Raw genomic sequence first — 13,219 nt, 5'->3', positions numbered from 1 at the left:
GAACCCGTTCCATGCGGTGGCGCCGTCAAGCGTGCGAGGCGGCGACATCATTGGCGCATTAGTATTGCGGTTACTTGTCCCCATACAGGAGGTATGAACATGACCACGTTCCAACGCATCGTGCTGGCCTCGCGTCCCACCGGCGAGGCCACATTAGAGAATTTCCGACTCGAAACCGTCGAGGTGCCCGCGCTGAAGGACGGCGAGGTGCTGGTCCGCAACGAGTACCTGACGGTCGACCCATACATGCGCTCACTCATGAACGAAGGCAAAAGCTACATGCCGCCGGCGCAACTGAATGCCACCATGCCCGGCGGCACGGTGGGCGAAGTGGTGGCGTCGAAGAACCCGGCATTCGCCGTCGGCGACAAGGTCTTCGCCAACCTGGGCTGGACCGAAATGGGCGTGTCGGACGGCAGCGGCATGCGCAAGGTCGATGCCGGCAAGGTCCCGCTGCAAGCCTATCTCGGCGTGGTGGGCATGCCGGGCATGACCGCCTGGTACGGCCTGAACCAGATCATGGCCCCGCAACCCGGCAACACCGTGGTGATCTCGGCCGCCAGCGGCGCGGTCGGCAGCGCCGCCGGCCAGCTGGCCAAGCTGCAGGGCTGCCGCGTGGTCGGCATCGCGGGCGGCAAGGAAAAGTGCGATTACGTGGTCGACGAGCTTGGCTTCGATGCCTGCGTCGACTACAAGGCGGGCAAGCTGGCGGCCGACCTGGCGGCGGCCACGCCGGACGGGATCGACGCGGTGTTCGAAAACGTCGGCGGCGCGGTGCTGGACGCCTCGCTGGCGCGCATGAATCCGTTCGGCCGGATCGCCGTCTGCGGCCTGATCGCCGGGTATGACGGCGAGCCTGTTCCAGTGAATAATTTCAGCGCGGTGCTGGTCATGCGCCTGACCGTGCGCGGCTTCATCGTCGGCGAGCACATGGAGTTCTGGCCCCAGGGCTTGAACGAACTGGGCACGCTCGTCGCGTCGGGCAAGCTCAAGTACCGCGAAACGATCGCGCAAGACCTGGCCAACGCGCCCACGGCATTCCTGGGCCTGCTGAAGGGGCAGAACTTCGGCAAGCAGCTGGTCAAACTGACCCGGTAACGGCAAACGCTAAAAGTCATCGGCCGGGCGACCGGCCCACGTGACCCGGGTCCGTCATCCGCAGCGTTATAGCGCCGGGATGCACACTTATTCCACCGTCACCGACTTCGCCAGATTACGCGGCTTGTCGACGTCGGTACCGCGCGCCAGCGCCGTGTGATACGCCAGCAGCTGCAGCGCCGCCACGTGCAGGATCGGCGACAGCAGGCCGTAGTGTTCCGGCAGGCGGATCACATGCAGGCCGTCGCTCGAGGTGATGTGGGTGTCGACGTCGGCAAACACGTACAGCTGGCCGCCGCGGGCGCGCACTTCCTGCATGTTCGACTTCAGCTTTTCCAGCAGTGCGTCGTTGGGGGCGATGGTCACCACCGGCATCTCTTCGGTCACCAGCGCCAGCGGGCCGTGTTTCAGCTCGCCTGCCGGGTAGGCTTCGGCGTGGATGTACGAGATTTCCTTCAGTTTCAGGGCGCCTTCGAGGGCGATCGGGTAGTGGATGCCGCGGCCCAGGAACAGCGCGTTTTCCTTGCGCGCGAAATCCTCGGCCCAGGCGATGATCTGCGGCTCCAGCGCCAACACCGCGCTCAGCGCAACCGGCAGGTGGCGCATCTGCTTCAGGTAATTCGCTTCCTGCTCGTCGTCGAGGCGGCCGTTGACTTGCGCCAGCGTCAGGGTCAACAGGAACAGCGCGGCCAGCTGCGTGGTAAACGCCTTGGTCGAGGCGACGCCGACTTCGACGCCGGCGCGGGTGATGTAGGCCAGCTTGCATTCGCGCACCATGGCGCTGGTGGCGACGTTGCAGATGGTCAGCGTGTGCTGCATGCCGAGGCTGCGCGCGTGCTTCAGTGCGGCCAGGGTGTCGGCCGTCTCTCCCGATTGCGAGATCGTCACCACCAGGGTCGACGGGTGCGGCACGCTGTCGCGATAGCGGTATTCGCTGGCGATCTCGACGTTCACCGGCACCTTGGCCACCGATTCGATCCAGTACTTGGCGGTGAGGCCGGCGTAATAGCTGGTGCCGCAAGCCAGGATCAGCACGCGGTCGATTTCCTTGAATACGCGATAGGCCTGGTCGCCGAACAGTTCCGGCATGATGCCGGTGACGCCTTCCAGGGTGTCGCCGACCACGCGCGGTTGTTCAAAGATTTCCTTCTGCATGTAGTGGCGGTACGGGCCCAGTTCGGCGGCGCCGGTGTGCGCATGCACGGTCTTCACTTCGCGTTCGGCCGGGCGGCCTTCGGCGTCGACGATCCAATATCTCGCCAGCTGCAGGTCGACCACGTCGCCTTCTTCCAGGTAGATGATCTGGTCGGTGGTGCCGGCCAGCGCCATCGCATCCGAGGCGACGAAATTCTCGCCCTTGCCGACGCCGACGATCAGCGGCGAACCCTGGCGTGCGGCCACCACGCGGTGCGGTTCTTCGCGGCAGAACACGGCGATCGCGTAGGCGCCATGCAGGCGTTTTACGGCCTGCTGCACCGTCTCGAACAGATCGCCGCTGTACATGTGGTCGACCAGGTGGGCGATGACTTCGGTGTCGGTCTGGCTCTGGAACACGTAGCCGAGGCCGGTCAGTTCGGCACGCAGCTCGTCGTGGTTTTCGATGATGCCATTGTGGACCAGCGCGATGCGGGCGTTGTCTTCGCTCGGCGAGAAGTGCGGGTGGGCGTTGCGGGTGGCCGGGGCGCCGTGGGTGGCCCAGCGCGTGTGGGCGATGCCCGTAAAACCTTGCAAATGGGTTTCGGCGATTTGCGTTTCGAGATCGGCCACGCGCGAGGTGCTGCGCGAGCGCGCGAGGTGGCCATCCACGTGCAGGGCGACGCCGCAGGAATCGTAGCCGCGGTATTCGAGGCGCTTCAAGCCTTCGATCAGGATGGGGGTAATGTTGCGTTGGGCAACTGCCCCGACGATGCCGCACATGGTAAATCTCCGAAAAGTTGTCTGATGTCACTAATGTAGAACAGTTGCCATGAAATAAGCTGTCGTACTTTAGTGAATTTTGAAAGAATATTTCATGCTATGCTAACGATGAAATTTCCTTTCATTTTTTGAAGTTATTTTTATAAAAATGCCGAGTGACGCCTACCCATTGGACGAAATCGATCGTCGCATTCTCAACGCCCTGCAGGTTGACGCCTCGCATACCAATGCCGAGTTGGCAGCCCTGGTACACGTGTCGCCGCCCACTTGCCTGCGTCGCGTCAAGCAGCTGATGGATAACGGTGTTATCGAACGGCAAGTTGCGCTGGTCACACCGGAACAGGTGGGTGCGCGCCTGACTGCCATCGTCGAGATCACGCTGGACGTGCAGGCGGCCGATCGCATGGAAGAGTTCGAACACGTGGTGGCGCTGGAGGCGGCCGTGCTGCAGTGCTACCGCGTTGCGCCCGGACCCGACTTCGTGCTGGTAGTGCAGGTGGCCGACATGCCGGCCTACCACGCGCTGGCGCACCGTTTATTTACCACCCACAGCAACGTGCGTAACGTGAAGGCGTATTTCTCGACCTTCCGTAGCAAGTTCGAGACACGCATTATCGTATAAGTTGCCGTTGAGCATGCTCAACCGTGCGCCACGGCAAACCGGGTCTACTGAAGGTCTTTCCTGCATCCGGCGAGGCGATCGTGCACACCGAAGCGATGGGCGGCGCGTCGACGCTGCTGAGCTTATCCGGCATCCACAAGCACTACCGTCATGGCGAATTTGACGTGCATGCGCTGTGCGGCATCGAGCTGCAGGTCGGCGCCGGCGAGATGGTGGCCGTGTGCGGCCCATCCGGCCACGGTAAAACCACCCTGACCAATATCATCGGCCTGCTCGAACCACCCAGCGGCGGCCGCCTGCTGCTCGACGGGGTCGACGCCGCCGGGCTGGGCGCGGCCGAGCGTGCCGTCCTGCGCGCACGCCTCATCGGCGCCGTCTACCAGTGTTTTACATTGATACCGGGCCTGACGGCACGCGACAACGTCCTGCTGCCGCTGCTGCTGCAGCGCCGCCTGACGCGTGCGGAGCGTGCCGATGCCCTGGCCCTGGCCACCGAACTGCTGGCCCGGGTCGGCCTGGCGTCGCACCTGCACCACCGGCCGGCGCGCCTGGATCCGGGCCAATGCCAGCGGGTGGCGATCGCGCGTGCCCTGGTCACGCGGCCGCGCCTGGTGGTCGCCGACGAACCAACCTCGCGCCTCGACGGCAGCGCGCTGCGCATGGTGCTGGAACTGTGGACTGCCTGCCAGCGCGAGCAGGGCACGGCCTTCGTGATCACCACCCGCGACCAGCGCCAGCTGGTGCGCGCCTCGCGCACGCTGCAGCTCAGCGATGGCCGGATCGGCGCGCGCCAGGCCGACCTGCCGCGCCACTATCCGCGCCCGGCATCCCTCCACGCTGCGCGGGTGGAGGCGTGACGCCGGCGCGCCTGGCATTGTGCACGGTGCGCCGCGGCTGGCTGCGCGCCTGGGCCGCGCTATCGGCGATCGGCGCCGCCGCCTGCATGCTCGAGCTCGGTGCCGGATGGTTGCATGCGCTGTCCCTGGCCGCCTGTGCCAGCGCCGCCCACATGGCACTGCAGACGCTGGCACGACGGCGCGAACTGGCAACGCTGCGTGCGCTCGGCATGTCGGGACCGGCCCTGGTGTGGATGCTGGAGCTGGAAGCGCTGTGGATAACTTGTGGCGGCGCGTTGCCGGGACTGGCGCTCGGCGCCATCGCGGCCTGGGGTAGCGGGCGCAGCGTCGGCCCGCCGCATCTGCTGCCGGGGCAGGCGGCGCCGCTGCCCGCATCCGGCGCCTTGCTGCCGCTGGCGGCGCTGGTGGCGCTAGCGGCGGCCTGCCTGCTGGCCGCACTGGTGCCGGCGATCCGCGCCGCACGCCATGAGGTGGCGCACGGGCTGGCGCTGCTGCCGCCCCATCAGGACGGCTGACATCCTGTGGACAAGGATGTGGACAGGATTGTGGAAGAGGGCAAGTAAGCCCTGTGCACAGCCTGTGGTTTTGCTGTGCACAGGGTGGATTACGCGCTTTACTTCTTGACCTTGACCGGGCGCTGCCAGCCTTCCACGGTCAATTGCTTGGGCCGCGAAATGGTCAGCTTGCCGGCCGGCGCATCCTTGGTCAGCGTGGTGCCGGCGCCCAGGGTCGCGCCCTTGCCGACGGTGACCGGCGCCACCAGCTGGCTGTCGCTGCCGATGAAGGCATCGTCTTCGATGGTGGTGCGGAATTTATTCGCGCCATCGTAGTTGCAGGTGATGGTACCGGCGCCGATGTTCACGCGCGAACCGACGTCGGCATCGCCGACATAGGCCAGGTGATTCGCCTTGCTGTGGGCGGCGATCTTGCTGTTCTTGACTTCGACGAAGTTGCCGATGTGGACATCCTGGCCGAGTTCCGTGCCCGGGCGCAGGCGCGCGTACGGGCCGATGACCGATTGCTCGCCGACCACGGCATCTTCGAAGTGGCAGAACGGTTTGACCTGGGCGCCGGCCGCGACCGTCGTGTTCACCAGCACGCTGTGGGCGCCGATCGTCACCCCATCGCCCAGCGTGACCTTGCCCTCGAACACGCAGCCGACGTCGATGGTGACGTCGCGTCCGCATTGCAGGGTGCCGCGCACGTCGATGCGCGCCGGGTCCATCAGGGTCACGCCCCCTTCCAGCAGGGCATGGGCGATATTCAGCTGGTGGCGGCGTTCCAGTTCGGCCAGCTGCACCTTGGAATTCACGCCCGCCACTTCCCATTCGGCCGCCGGCTGGGCCGACACCACCGGTACCCCGGCGGCAACGGCCTTGGCCACGATATCGGTCAGGTAATACTCGCCTTGGGCATTGTTGTTCTGCAGGGAATCGAGCCAGCCGCCCAGGTACTGGGTCGGGATGACCATGATGCCGCTGTTGATTTCCTTGATCGCGCGCTCGGCTTCGGTCGCGTCCTTTTCTTCCACGATGCGCACGATGCGGCCATCTTCGCGCACGATGCGGCCCAGGCCAAAGGGGTTGTCTTGGACCACGGTGAGGATCGCCAGCTTGTCGCTGCCCGCCGCTTCGACCAGGCGCTGCAGCGAGGCGGCGGTGGTCAGCGGCACGTCGCCGTACAGCACCAGCGTCGGCGCGTCCGGATCGATCTGCGGCAGCGCCTGCATGACGGCGTGACCTGTGCCCAGCTGCGGCTGCTGCAGGGCGGTATCGATGACGATGCCGGCGCTACCGTTCCACCCGGCAACCGCACTCGGCACCGCTGCGCCGCCGTGTCCGTAAATCACGCATAATTTACTCGGCTGGAGGCTGAGTGCGGTGTTGATAACATGCTGCAGCAGCGGCTTGCCGGCCAGCGGATGCAAGACTTTCGGCAGTGCGGATTGCATGCGCTTTCCCATGCCTGCGGCGAGGATGACAACGTTCATAAGCCGATCTCGGATGAGTTGAATAAGTTGAAGTGATTACCAAATGAAAAAGTTTAACACGCACCCCCAATTGCTCCAGCGCGTGCGCCTGCTGTTCCTGGCGTTTGTCGTGGTATTGGCCGCCGGCTGCAGTTCGATCCGGTTTACGTATAACCACGGCGACACCTTGTTGTACTACTGGTTGAATGCTTACATCGATATCGATAGCGACCAGTCCGACTGGGTCAAGAAAGACATCGACAGCCTGTTCCAGTGGCACCGCAGCACCCAGCTGCGCGACTATGCCGGGCTGATGACCAAGATGCAGCGCCAGCTCGGCGACGGCAACGTGACCCAGGACGAATTGCTGGCCGATTACCGCGACATCAAGGCGCGCACCGAATTGCTGGCCTTCAAAGCCTTGCCGCAGCTGGCCGATCTCGCGATGTCGATCAAGCCCGACCAGATCGCCCAGATGGAAAAGAAATTCGCCAAAAATAATGCCGACTTCCGCAAGAAATTCATGAGCGGCAGCGTGCAGGACCAGCAGGATGCGCGTTTCAAGAAATCGATGGAACAGTTCGAACTGTGGTTCGGCAGTTTCAGCCGCGACCAGGAAGCGGCGCTGCACAAGGCCTCCGATGCGCGTCCGCTGGATAACGAGATCTGGCTGCAGGAACGCACGCTGCGCCAGAAGAAAATCGTGGCGCTGCTGCGCCGCGTGCAACAGGAAAAGCTGAACAAGGAACAGACCATGTCGGCCATCCACAACCTGCTGCGCGACATGTTCGACCGCATGGACGCGCCCGACCGCAAAGCCTTCTTCGACGCCTATGTGGACAACACGGCGAAATTCATCGTCACGGCAATCCGCCTGACCACGCCGGAACAGAAAGCCCATGCACAGAAACGCATGCAGGGCTGGATCAGCGATTTCAACGCGCTGGCCCAGGGCAAATAAGTTATCAAGTCAATCGACAACGCGGCCGTGATGGCCGCGTTTTGCATGGGGCGGCCAATGCGCCAAACGCGCATGCTATAGTCGCCCCATGCAAAAGAAGAAGTCCTCCTCCCCCTCGTATCCCCGCCGTCCCGGCCCGCCGCAACAAGTCCGCATCATCGGCGGCACCTGGAAACGCACCCCGCTGCCCGTCCTCGACGCCTTCGGCCTGCGCCCGACCCCGGACCGCGTCCGCGAAACCGTGTTCAACTGGATCACGCACCAGATCGACGGCGACTGGGACCAGCTGGACTGCCTCGACCTGTTCGCCGGCAGCGGCGCCCTCGGCTTCGAAGCCGCCAGCCGCGGCGCCAACGCCATCACCATGATCGATACCCTCGGCCCGGTCGTGCGCCAGCTGGAAACGATCAAGGACAAACTGAAGGCCGACAAGGTGCGCGTGCTGCGCGCCGATGCCATGAGCGCGGCGCGCGACCTGGCGCAGCGCGGCCAGCGTTTCGACCTGATCTTCCTAGACCCGCCTTACCAGCAGGATTTCCTGGCCCAGGCCTTGCCGCTGTGCGCGCAGTTGCTGAAGCCGGGCGGCCTGGTATATGCGGAATCGGGCGACCGCCTGCCGTTCCCGGAAACCGCCGGCGCAGAAGACGCGCTGCCCGAATGGCTGGCACAATGGGAACTGGTGCGTGGCGACAAAGCCGGCATGGTGCACTTCCACCTCTTGAAGTTGCACTAAAACACCGCAACATCCGCCCTGAACCGGGGCGGCTGCCGAAATTTCAGGCATAATGCGCGTCTATTCAGGTGCATTTTCCAGGGAGCCGCAATGGTTGTAGCCGTTTATCCAGGTACTTTCGATCCGCTGACCCGCGGCCATGAGGATTTGGTGCGTCGCGCATCGGGCCTGTTCGACACCCTGGTGGTGGGCGTGGCCGACAGCAAGAACAAGAAACCCTTCTTTTCGCTGGACGAGCGCCTGGAAATCGCCAACGAAGTGCTCGGGCATTATCCGAACGTGCAGGTCGAAAGCTTTTCCGGCCTGCTCAAGGATTTCGTGCGCAAGCACGATGCCCGCGTGATCGTGCGCGGCCTGCGCGCCGTGTCCGACTTCGAATACGAGTTCCAGATGGCGGGCATGAACCGCTACCTGCTGCCCGATGTCGAAACGCTGTTCCTGACCCCGTCCGACCAGTACCAGTTCATCTCGGGCACCATCGTGCGCGAGATCGCCATGCTGGGCGGGGATGTCTCCAAATTCGTCTTCCCTTCGGTCGACCGCTGGCTGCAGAAGAAAATCGCGGCCAATGCCGCTGCAGCGGCGGCGGCATCGACCGCTCCGAAGGCATAACGACCGAGTTATCCATGGCTTTGCTGATTACCGACGACTGTATCAATTGCGACGTGTGCGAGCCCGAGTGCCCGAACGACGCAATCTCGATGGGCGCGGAGTTTTACCAGATCGATCCGCACAAGTGCACCGAATGCGTCGGCCATTTCGACGAACCCCAGTGCCAGCAACTCTGCCCCGTCGCCTGCATCCCCTTCGATCCCGCTTGGCGCGAAAGCCGCGAACAACTCCAGGCCAAGTACGAACGCCTGACCGCTGCCAAGGCAGCCTGAAGCTTCAAAGCATGCCGGTCCTTCGAGGCCGGCATTTTTTTGTCTGCCGTTTCGCTATCGATCCCGGGTCCGCTTCATGCAAGCTGAATAACCATGCCGCGTTTGATTGCATACGCAATTTATGTTTGATTGCGCTCGCAATATACGAGATATAAAAGGGTTTCTTGCTTCGTGCTATGCTGGTTCCATGAAGGACGAAACCGACCAGCACTCCGCGCTGCCGTCTTCGGTCAGCGAAAACATCGGCACCATTGCCGAGTTTTATGCACGGCATGAAGAACATGTCACCACCACCCAGCGCCTCATGGAAAAGGTCGCGCTGTTCCTGGGCAGTCCGGTTTACATCGCCGGCAACATCGGCTTCATCCTGTGCTGGATCCTGATTAACATCACGGCCACCGACCTGCATTTCAAGACCTTCGACCCGCCACCGTTTTCGCTGCTGCAAGGCATCATCACCCTGAACGCCTTCGTCATCTCGACAACAGTGCTGATCCGCCAGAACCGCATGTCGCGCCTGGCCGATCATCACGCCCACCTCGATCTGCAAGTCAACCTGCTCACCGAAGAAAAGACCAGCAAGATCATCGAACTGATCGACCAGCTGCGGCGCGACCTGCCGAATGTCCGCTCGGAAGTCGACCGGGAAGCCGAGGAACTGGCCAAGCCGGCCGATCCGAAAGCCGTGCTCGAAGCGATCGAGAGCAAAAACGACGACCCCTACGGCGAAGCAGGGGAGCGCACCCGCAAGTCCGACGATTGACACCAAGGTGTTGCCGATTGGCTGCGCTGTGGATAGAGTGCGCTAAAGCAGCATTTTGCTTGCTTGAATTCACTAGAAGGAGACACCCCATGCGTTGGATGCATACGCTCGCCGTCGGCGCCTTTCTCACCGTGACGATGGCCCTGCCTGCTGCCGCTGCCGTCGATGTCAGCGGTTATAGATTCGAGGACACGAACAAGGTCGCGGGCAAGGACTTGAAATTGAACGGTGCCGGCATGCGCACCAAGTTCGTCATCAAAGTCTATGCCGCCGGCCTGTACCTGCCGGAAAAATCGAAGGCGCTGGCCGAGATCCTGAAACAGGACGGCCCACGCCGCATCACCCTGCAGATGGCGCGCGACGTCTCGTCCGAGGATTTCGGCAAGGCCTTCATGGATGGCCTCAACGATAACGTCGACAAGGCCGAAAAGCAGAAGATCGTGGCCCAGATCGGCAAGTTCGGTGAAATGTTTGCCGGCGTCGACGGCCTCAAGAAGGGCGACGTGCTGCACATCGACTGGATTCCGGGCAGCGGCACCGTGTGCGAGCTGAACGGCAAAAAACTGATCGAAAGCGTCCCCGACGTCAATTTCTATAACGCGCTGCTGCGCATCTGGCTGGGCGACAAGCCGGTCGACCGCTCGCTCAAGCCGGCGCTGCTGGGCGACGCCCGCTAGGCTTTACTTTTCCCTTCCAAAACGCGGCCCCGGGCAACCGGCGGCCGCGTTTTTTTTCGCCCCGGTTTTTTGACTGCGCGACTGCCATTTTTTCGGGGTAGGGGTCCCCTGCATCCGCCATCCCGACGCCACTGGCAGGCCCTATCTTCGATGTTATCGAAAGTAACCGTAGATCATCCATAATGCGCAACTTACTATGAACTTCATCCAAAACCTACGATTATCAGCCCATACCTCATGCATGTTCCTGCAATTACTCTTATCTATGATTTTTATATCATCCCAAACCGGGGTACGCGTCAAACCGGAGTAGCTCATCAATATCGCGTATTTTACATTCATTATCTTCCATTAATGGCGCATCTTTCGATTGAGCGCATAATCGAATTTATGCACACTACATCGTCTATCGACTAATTGTTAAATCAACCGGCCGAAAAAATCCACCAAAACCCGGGTAACCGGAAATCAGGGGTGGACAACGAGAATCGCTTACCCTGGCCGGCAGACGAGGGCGAATGGCGGCAGGCTAGACAGGGGATAGGAACGGCCCGGACGGGCGAAAAAAAACGGCGCCCGTTACCGGGCGCCGTTTTCTTGGAGGAAGCGGGTAAATTCTATCAGGAGCGCGAACCCATGGCCCGCACGCTTGGGGTATCGAGCTCGAGGTCGGCCTGCTTGGCCGCGTTCAGCTTGCGGCGCGCTGCCAGCTGGTCCTTGGTCGGGCGCGGGCGCACCACCAGCACCAGCGCACGGGCGATGCCGATCAGCAGCGGGCGGAAGAACATCAGCACGGCACCCAGCACGGTCAACTGGACCATGCCGGTCACCAGGTGGGCAAAGGGAACGGCGGTCAGCGGCGCTTGGAACAGGGTGTCAGCGAAAGACATGGCTTATATATAGGATATCGATGAGTTCCATATCACTATAGTGCAACGCAACATATAAATCTAATTACGTTCCCTGATAGTGCTCATGCTGTTCGTGAATGGGAAATCAGGTACACTGTCATCACCTTGTTTACCCTTTAGCGCCGAATCGCCATGAGCTTTCTTACGCTTGACCTGAACCTGCTCCGTGTCTTCGACGCTGTCATGACCGAGCAAAACCTGACCCGGGCCGCCGGCCACCTGGCCATGACGCAACCTGCCGTCTCGAACGCCATCAAGCGCCTGCGCGAGAGTCTCGGCGACGAATTGCTGATCCGGACCGCCTATGGCGTCAAGCCGACGCCGCGCGCCGAAGCGCTGTGGCCCTCGGTGCGCCAGGCGCTGGCCGCGCTGGAAGCGGCCGTGATGCCGGAAACCTTCGACGTCTCCAAGGCCCAGGCCACCTTCCGCCTGGCCATGGCCGACGCCACCGCCGCGCTGTGGCTGCCGTCGCTGGTGCGCTCGATCGAAAAAGAGGCACCCGGCGTCAACATCCGCATGGTGCCGCTGACCACGCGCGAACCGCGCCCGATGTTGCTGCGTGGCGACATCGACCTGGCCGTCGGCTTCTTCCCCGGCGTTGCCGCCCAGCTGTCCTACGAGACCGGTTCGCCGATCCGCCACGAGCGCCTGTATTCGGGCGAGTACGTGGCCGTGATGCGCAAGAACCACCCGCTGGCGCAGGGCAAGCTCGAACTCGACAGCTACTGCAAGGCCGACCACCTGCTGGTGAGCTTCTCCGGCCGTGCGCACGGCCTGGTCGACGAGGCGCTGGCCCAGATCGGCCGCGAACGCCGCATCCTGCTGACCGTCAACCAGTTCTTCACCGCCGGCCGCGTGGTCGCCAACTCCGACCTGGTCACCGTGCTGCCCAAGCACCTGATCGCCTCCACCGGCGCCGCCGATGCGCTGGTGTGGCGCGAACTGCCGTTCCAACTGCCGGCCGTGCACCTCGACATGCTGTGGCACGAACGCGATGGCCGCAGCCCGGCTCACCGCTGGCTGCGCAACAACCTGGAAAGCATGTCGGCCTCGGCCCAGAAGACGCTGCCGCAGAAGTCGGAGACGAATGAGCGGATGGAGAAGGTGGCGTAAAGCGAGTGTGCTGAATGCTCGTCACCTTCGCCACGTCAATGTAAACGTCGCCCCTGCCTTCGCAGGGGCGACGTGCATGTATCAACGTCTGTTTTTTATTTGATCGGCAACTTGGTCGTATTCTTGACCTCTTCCATCACCGCATACGTGTGCGTCTCGCGCACCCCCTTCTGCAGCAATGTCTTACCAAGGAACTCGCGGTAAGCCGCCATGTCCTTGACACGCGCCTTGACCAGGTAGTCGAAACCGCCCGCCACCATGTGGCACTCGAGCACTTCCGGAATCAGCTGCACGCTCTGCTTGAAGGCGTCGAACACCTCGGGCGTCGTGCGGTCCAGCACCACTTCGATGAAGACCAGCAGCGACACGTCCAGCAGCTGCGGATTCAACTGGGCCGTATAGCCCATGATGTAGCCGGACTCGTGCAACTTGCGCACCCGTTCCAGGCAGGCTGCCGGCGACAGGTTGACCCGTGCCGCCAGTTCGACGTTGCTGATGCGCCCGTCGCTTTGTAGCTCGGCAAGGATTTTCTTGCTGATCTTGTCCAGCATCTTGGTTCACTCTCCACTATAAATATTATTTGGTGAAATTCTCTCACCAAAAACTATCTATTGCTAGTCTTCTGTAAAAACAGAATTAATCAAGAAGAATTCTCTCTACAATCGAATCATGTTTCCGCATTCCGACTCGCGCCGGCCGTATTTACGGTGCGGC

The 13,219-nt window shown here is 62.3% G+C and carries 15 protein-coding genes; 11 read left to right on the top strand and 4 right to left on the bottom strand.

Annotation, left to right across the window (positions count from 1 at the left end; all coding sequences use genetic code 11):
* The first annotated feature begins 99 nt into the window (after positions 1-99).
* Complete coding sequence (locus FBX97_RS21685; protein ID WP_141836480.1) at positions 100-1,098, top strand: NADP-dependent oxidoreductase; 999 nt, start codon at positions 100-102, stop codon at positions 1,096-1,098.
* 87 nt (positions 1,099-1,185) lie between these two features.
* Here FBX97_RS21685 and glmS read toward each other — a convergent pair whose 3' ends face one another.
* Positions 1,186-3,015: a glutamine--fructose-6-phosphate transaminase (isomerizing) gene (glmS, locus tag FBX97_RS21680; protein WP_141836478.1), complete on the bottom strand. Its 1,830-nt coding sequence runs from the start codon at positions 3,013-3,015 to the stop codon at positions 1,186-1,188.
* 148 nt (positions 3,016-3,163) lie between these two features.
* Between glmS and FBX97_RS21675 the strand changes: the two genes are divergently transcribed.
* The 3 genes from FBX97_RS21675 to FBX97_RS21665 are packed head-to-tail and all read left to right on the top strand — an operon-like array spanning position 3,164 to position 5,009.
* On the top strand, positions 3,164-3,637 hold the full coding sequence (locus FBX97_RS21675; RefSeq protein WP_141836476.1) for an Lrp/AsnC family transcriptional regulator: 474 nt from the start codon (positions 3,164-3,166) through the stop codon (positions 3,635-3,637).
* A 23-nt stretch (positions 3,638-3,660) separates the two neighbouring features.
* Complete coding sequence (locus FBX97_RS21670) at positions 3,661-4,494, top strand: ABC transporter ATP-binding protein (RefSeq protein ID WP_255517582.1); 834 nt, start codon at positions 3,661-3,663, stop codon at positions 4,492-4,494.
* Positions 4,491-5,009, top strand: a complete 519-nt coding sequence (locus FBX97_RS21665) for an FtsX-like permease family protein (protein ID WP_141836474.1) — start codon at positions 4,491-4,493, stop codon at positions 5,007-5,009. Before FBX97_RS21670 ends, FBX97_RS21665 begins: the two co-directional genes overlap by 4 nt.
* 98 nt (positions 5,010-5,107) lie before the next feature.
* Here FBX97_RS21665 and glmU read toward each other — a convergent pair whose 3' ends face one another.
* A complete protein-coding gene (gene glmU / locus FBX97_RS21660) occupies positions 5,108-6,484 on the bottom strand; it encodes a bifunctional UDP-N-acetylglucosamine diphosphorylase/glucosamine-1-phosphate N-acetyltransferase GlmU (RefSeq protein ID WP_141836472.1) in 1,377 nt (458 codons plus the stop codon).
* 43 nt (positions 6,485-6,527) lie between these two features.
* On the opposite strand from glmU, the gene FBX97_RS21655 reads away from it, so the two are divergent.
* The 6 genes from FBX97_RS21655 (at position 6,528) to FBX97_RS21630 (ending at position 10,481) form a co-directional block, all read left to right on the top strand.
* Positions 6,528-7,424: a DUF6279 family lipoprotein gene (locus FBX97_RS21655; RefSeq protein ID WP_141836470.1), complete on the top strand. Its 897-nt coding sequence runs from the start codon at positions 6,528-6,530 to the stop codon at positions 7,422-7,424.
* Positions 7,425-7,512: 88 nt separating this feature from the next.
* Complete coding sequence (rsmD, locus tag FBX97_RS21650; RefSeq protein WP_141836468.1) at positions 7,513-8,157, top strand: 16S rRNA (guanine(966)-N(2))-methyltransferase RsmD; 645 nt, start codon at positions 7,513-7,515, stop codon at positions 8,155-8,157.
* A gap of 90 nt (positions 8,158-8,247) precedes the next feature.
* The gene (coaD, locus tag FBX97_RS21645) at positions 8,248-8,769 is read left to right on the top strand and encodes a pantetheine-phosphate adenylyltransferase (protein ID WP_141836466.1); all 522 of its coding nucleotides are present in this window, start codon (positions 8,248-8,250) and stop codon (positions 8,767-8,769) included.
* A 14-nt stretch (positions 8,770-8,783) separates the two neighbouring features.
* Positions 8,784-9,041, top strand: a complete 258-nt coding sequence (locus FBX97_RS21640) for a YfhL family 4Fe-4S dicluster ferredoxin (protein ID WP_141836464.1) — start codon at positions 8,784-8,786, stop codon at positions 9,039-9,041.
* A gap of 187 nt (positions 9,042-9,228) precedes the next feature.
* Positions 9,229-9,804 (top strand): DUF1003 domain-containing protein, encoded by a 576-nt coding sequence (locus tag FBX97_RS21635; RefSeq protein WP_185748678.1) that lies wholly within the window; start codon positions 9,229-9,231, stop codon positions 9,802-9,804.
* Between the two features lie 89 nt (positions 9,805-9,893).
* A complete protein-coding gene (locus tag FBX97_RS21630; RefSeq protein ID WP_141836460.1) occupies positions 9,894-10,481 on the top strand; it encodes a chalcone isomerase family protein in 588 nt (195 codons plus the stop codon).
* A gap of 620 nt (positions 10,482-11,101) precedes the next feature.
* Here the strand turns inward: FBX97_RS21630 and FBX97_RS21625 are convergent.
* Positions 11,102-11,371 carry a hypothetical protein gene (locus FBX97_RS21625; protein WP_141836458.1) on the bottom strand — a complete coding sequence of 90 codons (270 nt, stop codon included), beginning with the start codon at positions 11,369-11,371 and terminating at the stop codon, positions 11,102-11,104.
* Positions 11,372-11,524: 153 nt separating this feature from the next.
* On the opposite strand from FBX97_RS21625, the gene FBX97_RS21620 reads away from it, so the two are divergent.
* The gene (locus FBX97_RS21620) at positions 11,525-12,505 is read left to right on the top strand and encodes a LysR family transcriptional regulator (RefSeq protein WP_141836456.1); all 981 of its coding nucleotides are present in this window, start codon (positions 11,525-11,527) and stop codon (positions 12,503-12,505) included.
* A gap of 95 nt (positions 12,506-12,600) precedes the next feature.
* On the opposite strand, the gene FBX97_RS21615 is transcribed toward FBX97_RS21620, so the two are convergent.
* Positions 12,601-13,056: an Lrp/AsnC ligand binding domain-containing protein gene (locus FBX97_RS21615; RefSeq protein ID WP_036171419.1), complete on the bottom strand. Its 456-nt coding sequence runs from the start codon at positions 13,054-13,056 to the stop codon at positions 12,601-12,603.
* Positions 13,057-13,219: the final 163 nt, after the last annotated feature.

The sequence above is a fragment of the Herbaspirillum sp. SJZ107 genome (assembly GCF_006715485.1).
GTDB lineage: Bacteria > Pseudomonadota > Gammaproteobacteria > Burkholderiales > Burkholderiaceae_D > Telluria.
The sequence above is the reverse complement of the archived record's forward strand: the minus strand, read 5'-3'. Positions and strand labels throughout refer to the sequence as shown.

What these genes read in the sequence shown, in the direction of transcription:
- FBX97_RS21685 (WP_141836480.1), top strand. Translation starts at nt 100, where the DNA reads ATGACCACGTTCCAACGCATCGTGCTGGCCTCGCGTCCCACCGGCGAG.
- glmS (WP_141836478.1), bottom strand. Translation starts at nt 3,015, where the DNA reads ATGTGCGGCATCGTCGGGGCAGTTGCCCAACGCAACATTACCCCCATC.
- FBX97_RS21675 (WP_141836476.1), top strand. Translation starts at nt 3,164, where the DNA reads ATGCCGAGTGACGCCTACCCATTGGACGAAATCGATCGTCGCATTCTC.
- glmU (WP_141836472.1), bottom strand. Translation starts at nt 6,484, where the DNA reads ATGAACGTTGTCATCCTCGCCGCAGGCATGGGAAAGCGCATGCAATCC.
- FBX97_RS21655 (WP_141836470.1), top strand. Translation starts at nt 6,528, where the DNA reads ATGAAAAAGTTTAACACGCACCCCCAATTGCTCCAGCGCGTGCGCCTG.
- rsmD (WP_141836468.1), top strand. Translation starts at nt 7,513, where the DNA reads ATGCAAAAGAAGAAGTCCTCCTCCCCCTCGTATCCCCGCCGTCCCGGC.
- coaD (WP_141836466.1), top strand. Translation starts at nt 8,248, where the DNA reads ATGGTTGTAGCCGTTTATCCAGGTACTTTCGATCCGCTGACCCGCGGC.
- FBX97_RS21640 (WP_141836464.1), top strand. Translation starts at nt 8,784, where the DNA reads ATGGCTTTGCTGATTACCGACGACTGTATCAATTGCGACGTGTGCGAG.
- FBX97_RS21635 (WP_185748678.1), top strand. Translation starts at nt 9,229, where the DNA reads ATGAAGGACGAAACCGACCAGCACTCCGCGCTGCCGTCTTCGGTCAGC.
- FBX97_RS21630 (WP_141836460.1), top strand. Translation starts at nt 9,894, where the DNA reads ATGCGTTGGATGCATACGCTCGCCGTCGGCGCCTTTCTCACCGTGACG.
- FBX97_RS21625 (WP_141836458.1), bottom strand. Translation starts at nt 11,371, where the DNA reads ATGTCTTTCGCTGACACCCTGTTCCAAGCGCCGCTGACCGCCGTTCCC.
- FBX97_RS21620 (WP_141836456.1), top strand. Translation starts at nt 11,525, where the DNA reads ATGAGCTTTCTTACGCTTGACCTGAACCTGCTCCGTGTCTTCGACGCT.
- FBX97_RS21615 (WP_036171419.1), bottom strand. Translation starts at nt 13,056, where the DNA reads ATGCTGGACAAGATCAGCAAGAAAATCCTTGCCGAGCTACAAAGCGAC.